This is a genomic window from Micromonospora sp. WMMD1274 (assembly GCF_049179035.1).
GTDB classification, from domain to species: domain Bacteria; phylum Actinomycetota; class Actinomycetes; order Mycobacteriales; family Micromonosporaceae; genus Micromonospora; species Micromonospora tulbaghiae.
In genome coordinates, this window is sequence record NZ_JBMHMG010000001.1 from 1,159,212 (window position 1) to 1,177,400 (window position 18,189).

Sequence of the window (18,189 nt, forward strand, 5' to 3'; positions counted from 1 at the left end):
GGTGCGACGATCGCGGGGAACCCGGGGACCGCGTGCGCGGCCTCGAGGAAGGAGATTGTCATGGTGGAGTCCACCCCGGCCGAGGTGACCGCCCTCTACGGCGGGCCGGCCACCCGGCGGGTACGCACCCGCGACCTGATCGCCGCCAAGGAGCGCGGCGAGCGGTGGGCGATGCTGACGTCGTACGACCAGTACACGGCCTCGATCTTCGACCAGGCGGGGATCCCGGTGCTGCTGGTCGGCGACTCGGCGGCGAACAACGTCTTCGGCTACGAGACCACGCTGCCGGTGACCGCCGAGGAGCTGCTGCCGCTGGTGCGTGCCGTGGTACGCGCCACGAAGCACTCGCTGATCGTCGGTGACCTGCCGTTCGGCTCGTACGAGGAGGGGCCGGCGCAGGCGCTGCGCACCGCGGTGCGGTTCATGAAGGAGGGCGGCTGCCACGCGGTGAAGCTGGAGGGCGGGCGGCGCTGTGCCGCCCAGATCGAGGCCATCACCGGCGCCGGCATCCCGGTGATGGCGCACATCGGCTTCACCCCGCAGAGCGAGCACACGCTCGGCGGCTACCGGGTGCAGGGCCGGGGCGAGGCGGCCGAGGAGGTACTCGCCGACGCGCGGGCGGTGGCCGAGGCGGGCGCGTTCGCGGTGGTGCTGGAGATGGTGCCGGGTGAGGTGGCCAAGCGGGTCACGGCCGAACTGCCCATCCCCACCGTCGGCATCGGGGCCGGCCCGGACACCGACGGGCAGGTGCTCGTCTGGCAGGACATGGCCGGGCTGCGGACCGGCCGGGCGCCGCGCTTCGTGAAGCGTTACGCCGACCTGGCCGGCGCGCTCACCGACGCCACCCGCCGGTTCGCCGACGAGGTACGCGGCGGCGAGTTCCCGGCGGCCGAGCACACGTTCTGAGGCGGTACGGCGGGGGCCGGCGACGGCCGGCTCCCGCCGCGCCCGTCAGAGGTCGGTGACGCGGATGCCGGCGTGCGCCTTGTAGCGCTTGTTGATCGCGATCAGGTTGGCGGTGAACGCCTCGATCTGGTGGGCGTTGCGCAGCCGTCCGGCGTAGATGCCCCGCATGCCGGGGATCCGCGCGGCCAGCGCGCCGACCACGCCCACGAGTTCCCGGTCCTCGGTGCAGATCAGCACGTCCAGGTCGATCCGGTCGATCTCCGGGTCGGCCAGCAGCGGCGCGCTGACGTGGTTGAACGCGGCGCACACCCGGGACTCGGGCAGCAGCGCGGCGGCCTGCTGCACGGCGCTGCCCTCGGCGACGTCGAGCGCGTACGGGCCCTGCTTGTCGAAGCCGAGCGGGTTGACGCAGTCCACCACGATCTTGCCGGCCAGCGGTCCGGCGAGTGCGGCGACGGTGGCCGCGTGCCCGTCCCACGGCACCGCCACGATCACCACGTCGCTGCGCCGGGCGACGTCCTCGTTGTCGCCGCCGGAGACGACGGCACCCTCCGGTACGTGCGGCAGGGCGGCGATCTCGGCGGCGGCCTGGGTGGCCCGCTCCGCGGTGCGGGAGCCGATCAGCACGGTCTGCCCGGCCCGGGCGAACCGGTAGGCGAGACCCCGTCCCTGGTCGCCGGTGCCACCGATGATGCCGACGGTCAGCCCGGAGACGTCGGGCAGCGTGGTCGCGTCGTAAGCCATGGGCTCATCCTCGCAAAGCGGGGGCACGTGCGGTGCATCCCGATGCTGTGACAATGGCCGCGCTGGTCACGCCCGTTCGAAGGTGACCCGGCGCTGGGCCGGGTCGGCGGCGGTGAGGCGTACCCGGACGCGTTCGCCCAGCGGCAGCTCGCCGGTGCAGCGGGCGCGCACCGGCGGCTCGTCGAGCGCGATGGTGCCGCCGGGCGGGCGGCCGGGGCGGCCGTTGCCCGCCGGGCGCGGTTCGTCCACGTCGAGCACCGCCGCCTCGAACGTCTCTCCCACCCGGTGCGCGAGCAGCACCGCCTCGGCCAGTTCCACAGCGCCCCGGGTGGCGGCGCCCGCCGTCCGGTCGGTCGCGGCCATCACCTCGGGCAGCTTCGGCAGCGCGGCCCGGACCTGCTCGGGCACCTCGCGGCCCTCGTGCAGCGCCAGGCAGACCTCGGTGGCGTAGCGGTCGGCCAGCCGTCGCAGCGGCGCCGTGACGTGCGCGTACGCGGCCGCCACCCCACCGTGCCCGGGCTGCTCGGGCAGTTCCCCGTCGAAGGCGGTGTACGCGGCGCCGCGCATCAGCTCGGCGGCCTGGTCGACGAAGGCGGCCACCCGGGGCTGGGAGGTGTCAAGGCCGTCGAGCACCCGACCCACCGGTGTGCCGTCCGGCCAGGGCACGCCGAGCGGGCCGGCGGCGAGCCGCAGCCGCTCGACCGCCTCCGGGCGGGGGCGGGGCATGGTGCGCAGCAGCCCGATCCGGCCGGCCAGCATGATGTCCGCTGCCGCCATGCCGGTCAGCAGCGAGATCTGCGCGTTGTGCTCCTCCATCGGGCCGGGGCCGCGCAGCACCAGCCGCCAGCCGTCGCCGTCGGGTTCGACGTCCTGCTCGGGCAGCGGCAGGTTGATCGCGCCCCGGCTCAGGCCGCGCGCGGTGAGCAGCGCGCCGATCTCGGGCAGCAGGGCGATCGGCTCGGGCAGCCGGCCGGCGTCGGCGTCGCGCTGCACGCCGCCGTAGTCGAGCTTGGCCCGGCTGCGCACCAGCGCCCGTTCCAGCGTGACGGCGACGGTGCCGCCGTCGGCGTCCAGGTCGACGGTCCAGAGCACGGCGGCCCGGTCGGCGTCGGGCAGCAGGCTGGCCGCTCCCTCGCTGAGCGTGTGCGGGTGCAGCGGCACGTTGCCGTCGGGCAGGTAGACCGTCTGCCCCCGGCGCCACGTCTCGGCCTCCAGGTCACCGCCGAGGCGTACGTGGGTCAGCACGTCCGCGATCGCGTACCGGACGCGGTAGCCGCCGCCGGGACGCCGGGTGAGGTGCATGGCCTGGTCGAGGTCGAGCGAGGTCGCCGGGTCGACGGTGACGAACGGGATGTCGGTCCGGTCGGCGACCGCCGGTGGCGGCGCGGCGGCGGCCGCGTCGGCCTCGCGCTGCGCCGCGGCCGGGAAGCTCTCGGGCAGTCCCAGCTCGCGGCGCAGCGCGCCGAAGTCGATACGGGGCGCCAGTACGCGTCGGATCACCACGCGGTCAATCCTGACAGCGCCCCGCACGTTCCGCTCCCCGGGAGGGAGCGGTGTCCGCGGCGTCAGGCGCGGCGGGCCGGCGCCTTGCGTGCGGTGGTGCTCTTCGCGGCGGTGCTCTTGCGGGCCGGCGCCTTCTTCGCGGCGGTGGTCTTCTTCGCCGTGGTGGTGGTCTTGCGCGCGGTCGTGGTCTTGCGCGCGGGCGCCTTCTTCGCCGCCGCCTTGCGCGCCGTGGGACGCGTCGAGGCGGTGGTCTTCTTCGCCGGCGCCTTCTTGGCCGCCGTCGTCTTCTTCGCCGCCGTCGTCTTGCGGGCCGGTGCCTTCTTCGCGGTGGCGGTGGTCCGGGCCGTCGTGGTCTTCCGGGCCGCTGTGGTCTTCTTCGCCGCCGCCGTCTTCTTGGCCGCCGTGGTCTTCTTCGCGGTCGTCTTCTTCGCCGTGGTCTTCTTGGCCGGCGCGCTCTTGGCGGCGGCCCGGCCGGCCGGTGCCGTACGGGCAGCGGTCTTCTTCGCCGTCGTCCTGCTGGTGGTGGCCTTGGTGGCCGGCGCCTTGCGGGCCGCCGACACGACCTTCCTGGCGGCTGCCTTCTTGGCCGCCGCCTTCTTCGCCGGTGTCCGTCCGGCGCCGGCGCCCGAGGCGTTCGGCGACGCCTTGGTGACCGTCGTCGTCCTGCCCGCGGCGGTCCTCTTCGCGGTCGTCCGTTTCGCGGCCGGGCGGGTGGCCTGCTGTGCTTCGGCCATCTCGGTTCCCTTTCCTGGGGACGTGCTCCCGCCCTCGCGGGAGCACGGATCACCTCGACGCGGGCCCTCCCGCGCCGTCTAGCGGCCCTCCCCGGCCCAACGGGCGTCCTCGGCGTCCCACGCGTCGTTCCGCTCCCGCACCGTCTGCAGGGCGTTGTCCGCGTCGGCGGCTGAGGCGTACGGTCCGAGAACGTGCTTGGCGGGGCACACGTCGGCATCGGTCTCGACCCGGTGGTGTCGCGTGCACCAGTAGTAGTGCCCACCACTTCCGTCGTCGCTCATGCGATCACTGTGCACCGGGAACCGCCCGGCCGCCACCGGAACGGCACAAATAGTCACGTCCTTCTCCACATTAGACCTGGTCGGGGCGGTTGCGGCGGGGAACGGCGGAAGACCCGGAGATGCCCGCACTCGTCCGAACGGCCGGTACCGGCGCGGGTGGGAACCGGACAGGATCGGCGCTCGTGATCACCACGACGACGGGCACGGGGGCCTGTCCGCGATGCGGCGCGACGCCGGTGTCGCTGGACGGGGCGTTGCCCTGGTGTGCCGGCTGCGACTGGAACCTCGACACCTACGACGCGCGCCGCCAGCCGCCGGAGTTCGGCTGGTCATGGGTCGACCGGCGGACCCACCGGCTCGCCGCGCGCCTCACCCGCCAGCAGTACGCCACCCTGCTCGGCCGGTCGCTGGAGTCGACCGGGCCGGGGCTCACCGGCGTGCTCGTCGCCGGCATCTCGGTACTGCTCCTGCTCGGCGTGGCGGGACTCGCCGTGGCCGGGGTGTGGCTGCTGTTCGCGTACCCCTTCCCGAACCTCGCGGTGGTCGGCGGCGTGGCGCTCCTCGCGCTCGCGGTGGCGCTGCGGCCGCGTTTCGGCCGGTTCGACCGGGACCTGGACGTGCTGACCGAGCGGGAGGCGCCGCAGCTGCACGCCCTGGTCCGGGAGGTGGCCGCAGCGGTGGGCGCGCCGATGCCGCACGTGATCGGCGTCGACGGCGACATCAACGCGTACGCGACGTCGGTGGGACTGCGCCGGCGGCGCGTGCTCGGTCTCGGGCTGCCGCTGTGGGGTGCCCTGGACGGACCGGCGCGGGTCGCGTTGCTGGGCCACGAGCTGGGCCACTTCGTCAACGGCGACGTACGCCGGGGGCCGGTGACCCAGCCGGCGCTGACCATGCTCGGCAACGCCGCCGACCTGTTCCGGCCCCGGGGCGGGTCGGACGGCGGCGGGCTGCTGGTGATGGTCGGTGAGTGGCTCGGGCACCTGGCGTCCTGGACGCTGTCGCGGCTCCTGTTCGCCGGGCACGTGGTGCTCGTCGCCACCGCGCTGCGGGAGAGCCAGCGGGCCGAGTACCTGGCCGACGAGATGGCCGCCCGCGCCGGCGGCACGGCGGGCGCGACCCGGCTGCTGGACACGCTGCTGCGGACCGACTCGGTGGCCACGGCGGTGCGCAACGCGGTTCGCGGCGGCCACGGGCCGGACACCTGGCGGGTGGAGACGGGACGCGCGCTGGACGCGGCGGCCGGGCGGCTGTCGCTGGAACGCCAGCTCACCGTCCGGGAGGACACCTCACTGTTCGCCACCCACCCGCCGACCGGCCTGCGGCACCGGATGCTCGGCGCGCGGCCCTGGCAGGACCCGGCGGTGACGCTCACCGAGGAACGGGCCGCGCGGATCGACGCCGAGCTGGCCGGGCACTACGAGCGGGCCGGCCGGGCGCTGAGCTGGAACGCCTGACGGTCAGGCGGGGGCCGGTACGGGCGCCGGGCCGGGCACGGCGGCAGGCGCCGGCCGGGCCGCCGCGATCGCATACGTCAGGGCGTAGGGCGTGCAGGCCAGGTGGAACATCGGCTCGACGAGCACCCGGTCGGTGATGAGGAACCGTTCCCACCCGGTCGGCCGGGGCAGCCCGAACGACGAGTCGGTCCAGCAGGTGAGCAGCCAGAGCGGCGCGGAGATCCGGTCCACCGAGTCCGGCGGCAGGCCGTCCGCCACGGGTGCGGTGGCCGGGATCGAGGTGACCACCGCGAGCACCACCGCCGCGTCGGCCGCCACCAGCGCGCCGAGCAGCCCGGCCAGCCACGCGGCCCGGACCCGGCCCCGGCGCGCCAGCGCCCCGGCGGCCCAGAGCGCCGGGACCAGCAGCGCCAGCCAGAGCAGCAGCCCGGGCACGCTCTCCCGGACGCGGCTCTCGCCCCGGACGGCGAGCAGCGCCAGCGTGGCGGTCACCGTCGCGGCGATCGGCAGCACCACGCCGAGCGCGGTGGGCAGCGCCCCCACGCGTACGGTCCGGCGCGCGGCCCGGCCGACGACGAGCGCGAGCGCCACGCCGAGCAGCGCGGTGAGCGCCGACCAGGTCGGCAACTGCGCCGCGGCGGCCCACGGCACGCGCATCTCCAGCCACCCGTGGGCCAGGCCCATCACCGCGCCCGCCAGCACGAGAACGGCGACGCAGGCCGGCGGCGCGAGCAGCAACACCCCCGCGGTTAGCCCCAGCCGCCGCGCCCCGGCCCGGCCGGTCAGTGGCGGGGCGGCCCGGCTGGCGGCCAGGCTCGCGGAGAACCGGAGCATCCCCCACCGCCGGCCGGTCCGGGCCAGCTCGTGCAGCTCGGCGGCCCACTCCCGGGCCAGGCCGGCACGCAGCTCCGCCGGCCAGCGGCGCACCGCGACCCGCAGCAGCAAGGCGGCCACCCGCCGGGTCACCACGCGGGCGCCCCGGCCGGGTCCGCGCCGGCACGCTCAACGGGTACGAGGGCACGCAGCTCGGCCAGTGCCAGCCGGGCCGAGCGGATGCCCTCGCCGGTCAGCCGGTAGTAGCGGCGGGCCGGGCGGCCGGCGGCGACCGGGTCGACGTCCTCCCAGTCGGCGACGAGCCAGCCGGCCGCCTGGAGGCGGTGCAGCACCGGATAGAGCGTCCCGCTGGACAGGCCGGTGAACCGCATCAGGTCGAGGCCGTAGCGCGGCGCCCCGGGCTCGGCGAGCAGCGCCGAGAGCACCTTCGCCACCGGAACGGTCAGTCGCACGGGCACACTCTAACGGAACTCTACATAGGGTGGCTGCCCCGCCGTAGCAGGACGAACGGTGATCGGCAATGGACGGCGCGGTCTTCCTGCCGGGACCGGTGGCCGGTCCGGCGGGGACCGCTCAGGTGGATCACCAGGGACCCGGATGCAGGCCGCTGCTCCATATGCGAGCCTCGACTGACGAATTCGCTGTCCGCCTTGCTTCCGGCGGACAGCGGCCCGAGCTGGGGAGAGAAAATCGTGGGCAACCTTGACATCGCGCTGAAGAACGCGATGAACATCGACGGCGCGATCGGGGCCGCGCTCGTCGACTACACCAGTGGCATGACCCTCGGCGTCGCCGGGGGCACCGGCGAGATCGACCTGACGGTCGCCGCCGCCGGCAACACCGACGTGGTACGCGCCAAGCTGCGCACCATCGAGATGCTCAAGCTCGACGACGAGATCGAGGACATCCTGATCACGCTCGGCAGCCAGTACCACCTGATCCGCCCGCTGAGCAACCGCACCGGCAAGGGCCTGTTCCTCTACCTGATGGTGAGCAAGAGCCGGGCCAACCTCGCGATGGCGCGGCACCAACTGCGCACGATCGAGGAGAGCCTGGAACTGTGAGCCGGGTGGACGACCTCCCCCGCCGTACGCGCGCCCAGGCCGGCACCCTGCCGCCACCACGGGCGCTCCCACAGTCGCTGGCCGGCAACCCGGCGCTGCCCTACCCGGCCATCGCCCAGGAACTCTCCGCCCTGCGGTTGCAGATCCCCGGCGTGCACGGCTGCGTCCTCGGCGGCGTCGACGGACTGCTCGTCACGCACAACCTGCAGAACGGCGCCGACCCGGACGACCTGGCCGCGCTCGCCGCCACCATGTACGGGCTCGGCCGCCAGGTCGGGTCGCGGCTCGGACAGGGCGACTTCCAGCAGTCCACGGTGCGCAACGCGGGCGGCTACCTCAGCGTGTACGCGATCAACGGGCAGGCGCTGCTCGCCGTGATCGGCACGGACAGCATCAACGTGGCGCGGCTGCACCTGCACGCCCCGACCACGGCGGCCCGGCTCGCCGAACTGCTCGACGGGGCCACTCCGGCCACGTCCTGACGTACGCCGGTCGTCCCGGTCCCACCCGTCCGGACCGGAGGCGGCCGGCGTACCCCCCGGTTCTGTGACGCGGCGGTCGCGCGTCTTGCGCGGTGGCCGCCTGGCGGGGTCGCGTGCTTTGGCGCGGCGGTCGCGCCTCTTGTGCGGTGGCGGTCGCGTGGTGCGGCGGGTCAGACGCCGAAGCGGCCGGCCCACGTGGTCACGTCGGCGACGGTGGCGTTGCCGCCGCAGACCACCAGGCCCAGCCGGGCGTCATCCCCCACCCGCTCGATCACCCGGCGGGCGGCGGGCAGCAGGCACCCGGCGGCCGGCTCGGCCCACACCTTGGCGTGCTCGGCCAACTCGACAGTGCCGCGCACCGCCTCGGCGTCGGAGACCACGAGAACGTCGCTGACCAGCGCCGTCACATGGTCGTAGGTGAGCTGCGAGACGCTCGGCGCGCTGAGCGTGGTGACGATCGACGACAGCGCCACCTCGACCGGGCCGCCCTTCGCGATCGCCTGCGACATCGCCTGCGCGCCCTCGGTCTCCACGCCCCAGACGCGTACCCCCGGCCGACGCGCCCGCAGCGCCGCCGCCACTCCCGAGATCAGCGCGCCCCCGCCGATGCTGACCAGCACGTCGGTCAGCTCACCGGCGTCGTCGGCGAACTCCAGCCCGACAGTGCCCTGCCCGGCGAGCACAATCGGGTCGTCGAACGGGTGCAGCAGCGTCACGCCCTCGTCCCGCAGCCGGTTCATCAGCGCGAACGCGCCGGCCATGTCCTCGGTCAACCGCACGTCCGCCCCGGCGGCGCGGGCCACCTCGACCGCGCGCGCCGGCGCCGTGCGGGGCATGACCACAGTCGCCGCCACGCCGAGCGCGCCCGCCATCACCGCGACCGCGATGCCGTGGTTGCCGCCGCTGACCGCTACCACCCCGGCCGCCCGCTCCGCGTCGTCCAGCGCGAGCAGCTTCGCCGCCGCACCCCGGGCCTTGAACGATCCGGTACGTTGCAGCAGCTCCAGCTTGGCGGTGACCGGCACGCCGAGCAGCTCGGTCAGCCCCGGGCTGGGCACGGTCGGGGTGTGCACGACGACGTCGGCGATCCGTTCGGCGGCCGCCTGGATGTCCGCAAGCTCGATCACCACCGCAGCGTGCCACACCAGCCCGCAAACCCCGCGCCGTCCCCGCCGCGCGCGCCCTCGTCGCCCGCGCTCGTCGCCCGCGCTCGTCGCCCGCGCTCGTCGATCTTGGAGCTGGGGGCGGCGTTCGGTCGCTGTCACGATCGGGTGGCGGCCACCTCGGCGTCGCTGCGGAGGATGCAGAACTCGTTGCCCTCCGGGTCGGCGAGCACCACCCAGCCGGTGCCGTCAGAGTTGCGCCGATCGGCCACCACTGCCGCGCCCAGCCCGGTCAGCCGGGCCAGTTCCTCGTCGCGCGTCCCCTCGACCGGACGCAGGTCGAGGTGGATACGGTTCTTGACCTGCTTCGCGTCCGGCACCTCGATGAACAGCAGCCGGTGCCGCCCGTTCGGCGAGTAGATCATGCACTCCTCATGGCCCGGCTCGTTCGGGTCGTCCGGGTCCTCGCGGTAGTCGAGAACTGATGCCCACCAGCGGGACAGAGCGTAGGCGTCGGCACAGTCCACGGTGGTGTGGGACACGTAGGAGGTCATCACTGGATCATCGCAAGGTCTGGCGGGAGATGTTCCACCGCGCCGAGGGCGGGTACTCCCGATCGTGCGTATCGACATCGACATCGACGAACCGAGGGCCGCAGAGCTGTTCTGGGAGGGCATGCGGGAGGTGGCAGCCGGCGCAGCCCGGCATCAGGACGACGAGCTGTACCGGGCGATCGTCAAGATCGGCCGGGGTGCGTTGGCTCAGGGCGGCGAGCTGGTACCGCAGTGCGGCCTGTTCCTCCAGTGCCCGGTCTGCGAGGCGGTGGCGGGCCAGCGGTGCATCAACGTGCCGCGTCACCCGCTCCGCGAGAACCTCCTGCATCCGGAGCGTGCCGAACTGGCCGGGATGGCACTGCGGGGAGAAGCGCCGCTTCCTCCCCCACTGCGGGATGAGTGAGCTGGTTCGAAATCGAACGGCGACGCGACCACTGTCGGCGTGAATCGACCCGATCCGCGCGCTCGGGGTCGACAGCCTCGACCGTTCACAACACGTCGCCGGCCGCCAGTCCGGCATCGAGCGCGCTCAGGAAGTCCAGCAACTCACGCCGTGCGGCCTCGTCATGTGTGCGGTGGTTCAGGAAGTCCGACGTGACGCGATGGGAGCGGTCCTCGACCACCTCGATCAGCTCGGCCAGTTGAAGGCGGGCCTCGATCACCGCGGCCGAACCCGCCTGACGGCACCAGTCCTCGATGAGAGCGGGGTCGGTGGAGACGGCGTCGATCCCGCAGCACCCGCGAACGCACTCGACCTCGCAGAAGACGACGCACTTGCGCAGGGGCGACGGCACTTCGACCGACACGTCTGCCATCGCCGCCCCCCTCCCTGTGCCCGCCGACGGTGACGGGTAGCCGATGCTAGCGCCGCCACCGCGTACCGCTCCTGCGAATTCGGCGGCCGACCCGGAGCCAGGCGACGGACGAGTCGGCCTGCACGCCGGCTCCGTACTGTGGCAGTCATGTCACGCGGCCTGCCTCTCCTCCTGCTGGACGTCGACGGGGTTCTCAACCCGTTCGGGGCAGACCGCTGCCCATCCGGCTACGAGGAGTTCGACTTCTTCCCCGACGAGGAGCCGGTACGACTGTGCCGCGCTCACGCGGCGTGGCTCCGGGATCTGGGTGACCGGTTCGACATGGTCTGGGCGACCGGGTGGGGCGCCGAGGCGAACCAATTCCTCGCGCCGGTGCTACAACTTCCAGAGCTACCCGTGATCGGCTTTCCTCCGATCCCGTTCGAGCCACGGGAGAAGGTGCCTGCCATCGCCAGCTATGTCGGCTCACGGCCTGCGGTATGGATCGACGACGCGTTGACGCCGGAGGCACATGCCTGGGCCGAGGGGCGCGAGGCAGCGACGCTGCTGGTCGACGTCGACCCCGCAGAAGGGCTGACTCAAGCCGTGGTCCGCCGGGCGCTTTCGTGGGCTGAGGACTTGCGTGGCGGCGAGCGGAGTTGGTGACAGCAGCGTTTGAACACGTCGGTCGAGCGAGGCAGCGCCATGCTGCGGATGTTCGATCCTGCGGTAGCGGCGGTACTGCCCGATTTCACGACCGACCACGGCAGCGAGAGCGACGTGAGCAGCGACGTAACGACAGCGCTGTGGCGCCCCATGGGACAGCGGGAACTCCGCCTCGTCCGCGAGGCAGGCGGGCGCAGGTGGCCGGCGCTCCGGCCACACCAAACCCACTTCTTCCCGATGCTCGACGAGGACTTCGCGATCAGGGCTGCGCAGAACTGGAACCTGTTCGGACCCGTGCGCTACGTGGCCCGCTTCCACGTCGAGACAGCTTTCCTGGGCCGCTACTCGACGCGGTCCTTCGGCGGATCCGCCACTCCGATGCTGTGGGTTGCAGCCGAGGAACTCGACGAGTTCAACGCGCACATCGTCGGTTCGATCGAGGTCGTCCACGAGTTCCGATAGCGGGTGACCGGAAGGCGGCCGTCGGATGATCCCGACGACGTGCGGCCGGTTGGGCTGGACGACGCCGCGCGGAGGCAGCACCGCCGAGACGACGGGTGACGTCGTCTGGGCCAGGGGCATACCGCTGTCACGGAAGCTCTTCTCCGGTAGCCGAGCCGAACAGGCGGTAGATGCTTGCGCGGTATCAGGTCACCGCTGAGTCGAGTCCTCGATCTTCCTTCCCACACCGCCGAGATCAGGGCGTCGCCAGGGCGTCCGGGCTGCACGGAAGCGGGCCAGACCAGGCCGCTTTGACGGTCAGTCGTCGAACTCGAAGCCGCTCGCCTCGGCGTCCCTGATCAGCCGCCGCATGCGCTCGCCGTCGGTGGCAACCGCGGTCATCCGCGCTTCCAGCTCTTCCAGCGCCCCTCGGTCCGTGCCGTAGGCGCAGAACGTGTCCCCCTCGCAGGCGTAGACGAATCTGCCGTCAAGCGACTGAGCCTCCGTGCTGACGAGAACCTGCGCCACGCCCTCCCAGAAGTAGCCGTTGGGCTCGTGGTCGAGTTCTTCAATCAGGTCGTCGACCGGCGTCGTCCCCGCGTTCAACAGGAGCGAATACTCACCGGGCGTCGTCTCGATCATGAGAAACAAGGTCATCGGGGGAGCCTGGCAGCCGTCGGTAGCCGGCGACAAGATCCTGGCGGTCGCTCTCACGATGGCGTGCCCGCATCTCCGGAACCAGACTCGAACGGGCCGTCGACGGCCTGCCGGGTGCGTTCCTCGCCGGCCTGGGCGGTGAGCCACCGACAGCCGCCGAGACACCGCCCCACAGCCAGAGCTCAGTTCAGCGCGAGTTCGTCCGGGAAGCGCTCGTGAAGCGCGGCGACCGCATGCTTCAGGCAGTAGTCGAGGCTGTGGCCGTCGACCCTGATCGACGCACCATCGAGCCGCTGACCCGAGATCACCACCGTCCAGGGCTTGCGTTCCCGTTCCCCGTCAATCTTGACCAGCCCGACCAGGCCCATCTCCCCCAGGTGCGCCAGCAGCTCCGGCACGCACTCGTCCCACCTCATCCACGAATGGGAACACCAAGACCGCTACGGAAGCCAGCGGCTCGGCCAGGTCGTAGGTCAGGGCTTCTGTGAGCTGGTGGGCGACGGACGAGTCGACCTGTACGCCGGATTATGAAGGTTAAACATGCCCTGAGCAGGCGCTTCGTTTGCCAGTTGCCCGCTCAGGGCGTCGCCAGGGCGTCGGACGCCTTCCGCCCAGGGGAAGTGAGTCACGATAAACGGGGAGACGGGACCGAGCGTCAGATTTCTCGGCCCGACACCTCAAACGATCCTCAATCGCGAATTGTAATTACAAACCGTCGCGCGATTGATAATCATTGTGTTGAGTATTAGCGGATCCAATCAGCACTCCGCGGGCATCGTTGACAATGAGATTCTGCTCTGGCTTCTGCGCCAGAAATCGGCTCAACACTCGCGCAACGGCGGGCGCTTTTGCTGATGCGTACCACCCAAAGAAGATGACCATCGCGGCAGTTCCGAAATTGAGGAACGGAGGCGCCACAACAGTCAGGGAAAGAAAAGTAATGATCGTTATCAGAGATCTAACAAACGGCGCCACCTCCTCCTCATCCTCCCTCGCACGGACGGCGTCGCGACGCTGGAAATCAACGCCACCCTCTTCGTTGAAAGGATGAACGCCAGCCCAGTCATGCCATTTTCCACCGTCGGAAATGACGCGATACCTGATATTTTGCCCCGCTTCCAGATGCCCGATCAGGTAGCGACGATCAGAGGGGGAAGTCTTTCCTTCGTCGACTTCAGTGACACCCAACTCCGGTTCCGGCTCAGGATCTAGCGCAATTTCTAAGATCTTCGCTTCTTCGGGGAACCTAAACCGGACGTACTGGTTCTTGATTACTGAATTCCCTGTATTCTCGAATGAGAGAATGACATGCGTCAGATTCTCAACCTCCACGTTGCCATAGGAAACGGTGATCTTCCCGACACCGCCGCCCTTTCGTACCTGAGGCAGCTGATCGACAACACGAACGTCCCACGACAACTGTCTACGCAACGCTTTGCGTGACTTAATTCGCTCAATAGCCAGGGCAAACAAGAAGCCGATTGCGGCAGTGAAAACTGCCAACAACAACTTGTTCTCCCCCAGATCGCTCCAAGCCACATGCTCTCCTAGAGGGACACCTTACTCAACCGGCACGCTTGGTAACGGTACGCCAAGACTCTCGCACCTGCAGTCGCCCATTTGGGCAGAGCCGAGAAGAGTGGATTCGCTATTGATCGAGTCGCGTGAGCGTGGTAAGTCGTGACCGCCTTGGCGATGGGTGGATCAGTGCGTAGCGGGATCTGCTTCCTCTCCGGGAAGGCCGAATAGATCATCAATGGCCCGCCGTGTGCGTTCCTCGCTGGCCGGCATCAGGTGCGTGTAGACGCGGAGGGTGAACCCGGGGTCGGTGTGCCCGAGGTACGACGCCAAGGCCTTGATGCTTGCCCCTGCATCGAGCAGCGACGAGGCGTAAAAGTGACGTAGCGCGTGCATCCCGGTGGCCCGGGTCGGCGTGATACCGGCTGCCACCACGGCGGGACGCCAACTCTTGTTGTCGAACGTGCGCCGGTTGATCGCACCCCGCCGAGTGGTGGTAAACAGCAGCGGCACCGTAACCCGCTCGTCGTCGGCCGGGTTCTCCCACGGCAGGGTGAGCGTCACCGGGTCGCAGTCCTTGATGTGCTGCCGCAGCACCTGGACCGCTTCCGGCTCGTAGCGCAGATGCCGGCCGACCCGGGCCGCCGGCGGACCGTACTTGACCTTGCGCCAGCGGTACAGCGTCTCCTGCGGTACCCGGAGGTACGCCGACACGTCCCGAACCGTCTACAGCTCGTCCTTGGCCATCACAGCCCCTCCCCCGTCTTGTCGTCCGCTTCCGTCGTCGAGGTGTCGTCGGGGAGCCGGGCCGCGCGGTCCTTGGCGGCGAGCAGTTCGGAGCGCCAGCGGGCGCGTTCGCTGATCGAGCGCAGCAGCCGGTGAGCCATCGCCGGCACGTCCGGGTCATCGGGGCGGGCCAGTTCCCAGGCGTGCCGGACCGGTTCGACGGTGGCGCCCTGGTCGTCGACGCCATCGAGTCCGACGGTGACGCCGAGCAGCGCCCGCACCCAGGCCCGCACGTCGTGCTTGTGGTCGCTGAGCGTCTTGCCGGACCAGTCGCGGGAGATGAGGATGCGCCGGCCGCCGATGCCGAGGGTGTCCCGCTGGTGGACCTTGCCCTTGCAGCGGCCCGGCTTGAGCCTCGCGTGCGCCTTCTTGGGCTGGACGCCGTAGAGCAGCCAGTTCGCGCAGCGGACGGTGCAGGGGGTCACGCGCAGTTCCCGCCACAGCCGGTCCAGGTGTGCCCGTTGCCGGTCGGTGGTCGCCTTGTGGCAGTCGCCGGTGTGCTTGGTGATGTACTTCGTGACGTACCGAATGGTCCGTTCGGCGTCGGCGGTGCCGGGCATGACGCCGCGAGCGTCGACCTGGGCGCCGAAGCGGACCACGTGCACCGGTTCCGCGTCCGGGTCGGCGTCGATGGCGTCAAGGGCTTCCGGCCAGGTGGTCAGCGGCTGGCGCGTGTCCGGGTCGACCCACGCCGAGGCGTCCTCGTCCCACACCGGAGGCCGCTCGACGGTGTACCGCTGGATGTCGACCGCCGGCCACCACACCTGGTGATAGGTAGCCGCCGCGACGGTGCGCAGGACGTCCCGGCCCTTCGGCCGCGATCGCCTCTTCCACCTCCCGGATCGCCTCGTCGAGGTCTTCCACCTGGTCCCACTGGCACGCCCGGGACGCCTCGTCACGGGAGAACTCCAGGTGTGCCCGCAAGAGGATCAGCGACGACTGTTCCTCGGTCGCCGGCTCCGGGGGCGGTAGCGGCTCGTCGTCGCGGTGCCAGCCCTCCCGGATCTGGGCCTGCCGTAGCCGGCGGTTCTTCTTCGCGCACGGCGCGCACTTGTCCTCCCGGGTGGCCCCGCAGGGCAGGTCGATGACCTCGGTCAGGCCGGTGTCGAGATCCGTGCGGCGCATCGCGAGGGGTCGCACGCAGACGCCGTACTCGGCGGCGATCTCCTTAAGCACGTCCACCGAGCGGGGTAGCGCCATGCGGGCCGCCCCCCGACCCCGGCCGAGGAGCAGCAGCCGGGGTCGGGGCGGCAGGCGTGAGGCCCGGGCAGAGTTGGAGCGGTCATCGGATGATCCCGACGACGTGCGGCCGGTTGGACTGGACAGCGCGCGGAGACAGCACCGCCGGAACGACAGCCGGCGCCGGCACGGTCGGGCGGACCGGCTCAACGTCGGTGGCTTCCGCCGGCTCTTCGTACCGGTAGGCGTCGGGCTGGTCCGGCTCGGCAGCCGGCGGGGTGACCGGGGCGTTGGACAGGACGACCTTGAGCAGGGCGAGGAAGGCCAGCGACGGTACTGCCGCGACGGTCCAGCCCCACACCGACGGTTCGGCTTCCGCGTGCCAGGTACGGTGAGCGTGTGCCCACCCCGCACTACGGACAGCCCCGCTACCGTGCTATCGCCGATGAGCTCAGGCACCGGATTGAGACCGGGGCTATACCGCCGGGAGCGTTCCTGTCTCCGGAGAGCGCACTCCGCCTTGAATTTCGCGTCAGCCGGGGCACTATTCGCCAAGCGATCGCCTTACTGCGAGAGGCGGACGTCGCCACCACTGAGCACGGCAGGGGCACTTACGCCAAAATTCGTTACTATGTCCAGCCCGGCAACGCGAAGATCAAGCAACGCCAGGTGGCCGCAGACTCCGAGCTGGCCGCCTTATTCAATGTCGAAATCGGCGCAGCGTTGACTGAATATGAGTACATAACGCAGACAGGTGGGACGGTCGATACAGTTATCCGAACGTATCAGCTACCCGCCCGGAAACCAGTAAGTTTGCCGGGGCACAGCAATGCCCACGTTGTGGAGCGACGATGAGATTTGATGAGCCGCACGTCTTCGACATCACCACCAAGAATTTTAGCATGTCGATCGGGCATGTCCTCGAATTAATCGACACAGGCGCGCTCGATCTCGATCCGCCGCATCAACGTTACATTGTTTGGGACGACACTCGGCGAAGTCAATTCATCGAATCACTGCTTGTCGGACTTCCCGTTCCTGCCATCTTCCTTGCCGAAGAGCCACACGGCCGAATTTCCGTTATCGACGGCAAGCAGCGCCTTTCAGCAATACACTCTTTTACAAAAGATGAGTTCCGGCTACGTGGGCTAGAAATCGCTCATGAACTCAACGATGTATTGTTCACGGGACTTTCGGAGATCATGCGTACCCGCATGATCAGGAAAAGCAATCTGCATCTTATCATTCTCGACGAACGCTCCAACCCTGAAGCAAAAAACCTGCTGTTCGTTCGAACGAACACCGGCGGCGAACCTCTAGCCCGTCAAGAAGTCAGGAATGCCAAATTCTCTGGGCCTCTTAACGACACCTTGAAAGAACTTGCCGAAGACCAATTCTTGTTGAGCCAATTAAGTCACAGTATCGGCGGTCTACGCGGACGTACGCGCATGTCGAACGTCGAATACGTGCTCCGTTTCTTTGCACTAAGGAAGCTGAAGGAGTGGCGCCCAAAAAGCCTGGGACAGGCGATGGATCGCTTCATGGTCGAGAATCAGAATGCATCCCCCATTGATGTCGGGGCGCTTGCCGGACGTTACCTGCGAGCCCTGCGCGCTTCCGAGGCCATCTGGGCGGAGTATGCATTTAAGTCTTACCGCTCACGCAGAGGGTGGAGATTCACCGCGACGCCTACAGTTTACGACGCTCAAATGTTGGCCTGTGATGCGATCTCGGACGACCAAATAGCGCGTGTTATCCGCGAGCGGGAGTCTGCTATCCGTGCTATGAAAGAAATAACTGAACGTGCTACATGGGAAAACCCTACGCGGATAAGCAGCCCGTATATGACGCAGAAGCACTTCGACCTGGTTCGGGAGATGTTGGAGGAAATCGCTTCTAGGCAGCCAGAATGAGCGCTGTCGACAACCTTCTTAACCGGCTCTCCTCTATCGACGCAGCTATTTCAGCATTGGCCGGTCCAGTTGCACCAAGCCCTGCTATTACCGATCATCTAACTAGAGGAATCGCAATCCACGGGCTCGTTGCAGTTGAGTCATTCCTCAAGGAGAGAATGCTGGAATGGTCTGCAGCTATCGCTGCAGCCCGAATGCCCCCCGGCAATCTCCCAGGGGGCACTACTCAGTACGAAAACAGAGTGCTCGAAGTGCTCCCCAAAAGAATCCGAGACGCAGAATACTCGAACAGCGTGCACCGCTCTACATTACTTCAGGATATCGGCCATTCGCTCACTTCGCTGTACTCCGGCACCTTCATCCCACACCATATCGCCTTCATGTGGGCCGGATCAAATATTAGAGCAACCGACGTTGAATCAATTGTATCTCTAGTGGGCACGCCGCCAGATAAGGTTTGGGGATCCTTAACGCGAATATGGCAACAAGTCGATAAGTACGCACCCGGGAACGCAAGCTTCAAGACGGTCTTCGAGCTACTGTGTGAGTTGCGGCATGCTGCCGCTCACCAA

General features: G+C 69.5%; 23 protein-coding genes and 1 pseudogene. 9 read left to right on the forward strand and 15 right to left on the reverse strand.

Annotation, left to right across the window (positions count from 1 at the left end; genetic code table 11):
* Window positions 1-60: 60 nt before the first annotated feature.
* Window positions 61-906 (forward strand): 3-methyl-2-oxobutanoate hydroxymethyltransferase, encoded by an 846-nt coding sequence (gene panB, locus ACN27D_RS04830; protein WP_047891539.1) that lies wholly within the window; start codon window positions 61-63, stop codon window positions 904-906.
* 45 nt (window positions 907-951) lie between these two features.
* Here the strand turns inward: panB and npdG are convergent, their stop codons facing one another.
* The 4 genes from npdG to ACN27D_RS04850 all read right to left on the reverse strand — a co-directional run bounded on the left by npdG (window position 952) and on the right by ACN27D_RS04850 (window position 4,169).
* Window positions 952-1,650, reverse strand: a complete 699-nt coding sequence (gene npdG / locus ACN27D_RS04835; RefSeq protein ID WP_091421243.1) for an NADPH-dependent F420 reductase — start codon at window positions 1,648-1,650, stop codon at window positions 952-954.
* Window positions 1,651-1,716: 66 nt separating this feature from the next.
* Window positions 1,717-3,153: an RNB domain-containing ribonuclease gene (locus ACN27D_RS04840; protein WP_421498610.1), complete on the reverse strand. Its 1,437-nt coding sequence runs from the start codon at window positions 3,151-3,153 to the stop codon at window positions 1,717-1,719.
* Between the two features lie 62 nt (window positions 3,154-3,215).
* The gene (locus ACN27D_RS04845; RefSeq protein WP_120568702.1) at window positions 3,216-3,887 is read right to left on the reverse strand and encodes a histone; all 672 of its coding nucleotides are present in this window, start codon (window positions 3,885-3,887) and stop codon (window positions 3,216-3,218) included.
* 78 nt (window positions 3,888-3,965) lie between these two features.
* Window positions 3,966-4,169 carry a hypothetical protein gene (locus ACN27D_RS04850; protein ID WP_030273123.1) on the reverse strand — a complete coding sequence of 68 codons (204 nt, stop codon included), beginning with the start codon at window positions 4,167-4,169 and terminating at the stop codon, window positions 3,966-3,968.
* A 182-nt stretch (window positions 4,170-4,351) separates the two neighbouring features.
* Here ACN27D_RS04850 and ACN27D_RS04855 point away from each other — a divergent pair, with 182 nt between their 5' ends.
* Window positions 4,352-5,626, forward strand: coding sequence for a M48 family metalloprotease (locus ACN27D_RS04855; protein WP_421498611.1), 1,275 nt, complete (start codon window positions 4,352-4,354; stop codon window positions 5,624-5,626).
* 3 nt (window positions 5,627-5,629) lie between these two features.
* Here ACN27D_RS04855 and ACN27D_RS04860 read toward each other — a convergent pair whose 3' ends face one another.
* Both ACN27D_RS04860 and ACN27D_RS04865 read right to left on the reverse strand, forming a co-directional pair.
* Window positions 5,630-6,580 (reverse strand): hypothetical protein, encoded by a 951-nt coding sequence (locus ACN27D_RS04860; RefSeq protein ID WP_421498612.1) that lies wholly within the window; start codon window positions 6,578-6,580, stop codon window positions 5,630-5,632.
* Between the two features lie 8 nt (window positions 6,581-6,588).
* Complete coding sequence (locus tag ACN27D_RS04865) at window positions 6,589-6,912, reverse strand: PadR family transcriptional regulator (protein ID WP_120568700.1); 324 nt, start codon at window positions 6,910-6,912, stop codon at window positions 6,589-6,591.
* Window positions 6,913-7,152: 240 nt separating this feature from the next.
* Between ACN27D_RS04865 and ACN27D_RS04870 the strand changes: the two genes are divergently transcribed.
* Window positions 7,153-7,524, forward strand: a complete 372-nt coding sequence (locus ACN27D_RS04870; RefSeq protein ID WP_013287772.1) for a hypothetical protein — start codon at window positions 7,153-7,155, stop codon at window positions 7,522-7,524.
* Window positions 7,521-8,006: a roadblock/LC7 domain-containing protein gene (locus ACN27D_RS04875; protein ID WP_393378896.1), complete on the forward strand. Its 486-nt coding sequence runs from the start codon at window positions 7,521-7,523 to the stop codon at window positions 8,004-8,006. The genes ACN27D_RS04870 and ACN27D_RS04875 overlap by 4 nt, the downstream gene beginning before the upstream one ends.
* Before the next feature lie 170 nt (window positions 8,007-8,176).
* Here the strand turns inward: ACN27D_RS04875 and ACN27D_RS04880 are convergent, their stop codons facing one another.
* Window positions 8,177-9,133, reverse strand: a complete 957-nt coding sequence (locus ACN27D_RS04880; RefSeq protein ID WP_358172518.1) for a threonine/serine dehydratase — start codon at window positions 9,131-9,133, stop codon at window positions 8,177-8,179.
* Between the two features lie 134 nt (window positions 9,134-9,267).
* Window positions 9,268-9,663 (reverse strand): VOC family protein, encoded by a 396-nt coding sequence (locus ACN27D_RS04885; protein ID WP_358172516.1) that lies wholly within the window; start codon window positions 9,661-9,663, stop codon window positions 9,268-9,270.
* A 64-nt stretch (window positions 9,664-9,727) separates the two neighbouring features.
* Between ACN27D_RS04885 and ACN27D_RS04890 the strand changes: the two genes are divergently transcribed.
* Window positions 9,728-10,066 carry a zinc finger domain-containing protein gene (locus ACN27D_RS04890; protein WP_151501377.1) on the forward strand — a complete coding sequence of 113 codons (339 nt, stop codon included), beginning with the start codon at window positions 9,728-9,730 and terminating at the stop codon, window positions 10,064-10,066.
* A gap of 85 nt (window positions 10,067-10,151) precedes the next feature.
* Here ACN27D_RS04890 and ACN27D_RS04895 read toward each other — a convergent pair whose 3' ends face one another.
* The gene (locus tag ACN27D_RS04895) at window positions 10,152-10,478 is read right to left on the reverse strand and encodes a DUF6331 family protein (protein WP_358172514.1); all 327 of its coding nucleotides are present in this window, start codon (window positions 10,476-10,478) and stop codon (window positions 10,152-10,154) included.
* Window positions 10,479-10,625: 147 nt separating this feature from the next.
* On the opposite strand from ACN27D_RS04895, the gene ACN27D_RS04900 reads away from it, so the two are divergent.
* Window positions 10,626-11,123, forward strand: coding sequence for an HAD domain-containing protein (locus ACN27D_RS04900; RefSeq protein WP_358172512.1), 498 nt, complete (start codon window positions 10,626-10,628; stop codon window positions 11,121-11,123).
* A gap of 150 nt (window positions 11,124-11,273) precedes the next feature.
* Window positions 11,274-11,585 (forward strand): ADP-ribosylation/crystallin J1, encoded by a 312-nt coding sequence (locus ACN27D_RS04905; RefSeq protein ID WP_358172753.1) that lies wholly within the window; start codon window positions 11,274-11,276, stop codon window positions 11,583-11,585.
* A gap of 297 nt (window positions 11,586-11,882) precedes the next feature.
* Here ACN27D_RS04905 and ACN27D_RS04910 read toward each other — a convergent pair whose 3' ends face one another.
* From ACN27D_RS04910 to ACN27D_RS04935, 6 genes and pseudogenes are all read right to left on the reverse strand, one after another.
* Window positions 11,883-12,221: an Imm51 family immunity protein gene (locus tag ACN27D_RS04910; protein ID WP_120573641.1), complete on the reverse strand. Its 339-nt coding sequence runs from the start codon at window positions 12,219-12,221 to the stop codon at window positions 11,883-11,885.
* 182 nt (window positions 12,222-12,403) lie between these two features.
* Window positions 12,404-12,619 carry a hypothetical protein gene (locus tag ACN27D_RS04915; protein ID WP_233585475.1) on the reverse strand — a complete coding sequence of 72 codons (216 nt, stop codon included), beginning with the start codon at window positions 12,617-12,619 and terminating at the stop codon, window positions 12,404-12,406.
* A gap of 307 nt (window positions 12,620-12,926) precedes the next feature.
* On the reverse strand, window positions 12,927-13,760 hold the full coding sequence (locus ACN27D_RS04920) for a hypothetical protein (protein WP_358172510.1): 834 nt from the start codon (window positions 13,758-13,760) through the stop codon (window positions 12,927-12,929).
* Between the two features lie 165 nt (window positions 13,761-13,925).
* Window positions 13,926-14,453, reverse strand: a complete 528-nt coding sequence (locus ACN27D_RS04925; protein WP_421498613.1) for a tyrosine-type recombinase/integrase — start codon at window positions 14,451-14,453, stop codon at window positions 13,926-13,928.
* A gap of 32 nt (window positions 14,454-14,485) precedes the next feature.
* Window positions 14,486-15,811: pseudogene (locus ACN27D_RS04930) on the reverse strand (replication initiator).
* Window positions 15,808-16,065 carry a hypothetical protein gene (locus ACN27D_RS04935; protein ID WP_421498614.1) on the reverse strand — a complete coding sequence of 86 codons (258 nt, stop codon included), beginning with the start codon at window positions 16,063-16,065 and terminating at the stop codon, window positions 15,808-15,810. The pseudogene ACN27D_RS04930 and the gene ACN27D_RS04935 overlap by 4 nt, the downstream one beginning before the upstream one ends.
* A 38-nt stretch (window positions 16,066-16,103) precedes the next feature.
* On the opposite strand from ACN27D_RS04935, the gene ACN27D_RS04940 reads away from it, so the two are divergent.
* Window positions 16,104-16,559, forward strand: coding sequence for a GntR family transcriptional regulator (locus ACN27D_RS04940; RefSeq protein ID WP_358172501.1), 456 nt, complete (start codon window positions 16,104-16,106; stop codon window positions 16,557-16,559).
* On the forward strand, window positions 16,556-17,617 hold the full coding sequence (locus ACN27D_RS04945) for a DUF262 domain-containing protein (RefSeq protein ID WP_358172499.1): 1,062 nt from the start codon (window positions 16,556-16,558) through the stop codon (window positions 17,615-17,617). Before ACN27D_RS04940 ends, ACN27D_RS04945 begins: the two co-directional genes overlap by 4 nt.
* Window positions 17,618-18,189 lie beyond the last annotated feature (572 nt).

What these genes read in the sequence shown, in the direction of transcription:
- panB (WP_047891539.1), top strand. Translation starts at nt 61, where the DNA reads ATGGTGGAGTCCACCCCGGCCGAGGTGACCGCCCTCTACGGCGGGCCG.
- npdG (WP_091421243.1), bottom strand. Translation starts at nt 1,650, where the DNA reads ATGGCTTACGACGCGACCACGCTGCCCGACGTCTCCGGGCTGACCGTC.
- ACN27D_RS04845 (WP_120568702.1), bottom strand. Translation starts at nt 3,887, where the DNA reads ATGGCCGAAGCACAGCAGGCCACCCGCCCGGCCGCGAAACGGACGACC.
- ACN27D_RS04850 (WP_030273123.1), bottom strand. Translation starts at nt 4,169, where the DNA reads ATGAGCGACGACGGAAGTGGTGGGCACTACTACTGGTGCACGCGACAC.
- ACN27D_RS04885 (WP_358172516.1), bottom strand. Translation starts at nt 9,663, where the DNA reads ATGACCTCCTACGTGTCCCACACCACCGTGGACTGTGCCGACGCCTAC.
- ACN27D_RS04895 (WP_358172514.1), bottom strand. Translation starts at nt 10,478, where the DNA reads ATGGCAGACGTGTCGGTCGAAGTGCCGTCGCCCCTGCGCAAGTGCGTC.
- ACN27D_RS04900 (WP_358172512.1), top strand. Translation starts at nt 10,626, where the DNA reads ATGTCACGCGGCCTGCCTCTCCTCCTGCTGGACGTCGACGGGGTTCTC.
- ACN27D_RS04905 (WP_358172753.1), top strand. Translation starts at nt 11,274, where the DNA reads ATGGGACAGCGGGAACTCCGCCTCGTCCGCGAGGCAGGCGGGCGCAGG.
- ACN27D_RS04910 (WP_120573641.1), bottom strand. Translation starts at nt 12,221, where the DNA reads ATGACCTTGTTTCTCATGATCGAGACGACGCCCGGTGAGTATTCGCTC.
- ACN27D_RS04945 (WP_358172499.1), top strand. Translation starts at nt 16,556, where the DNA reads ATGAGATTTGATGAGCCGCACGTCTTCGACATCACCACCAAGAATTTT.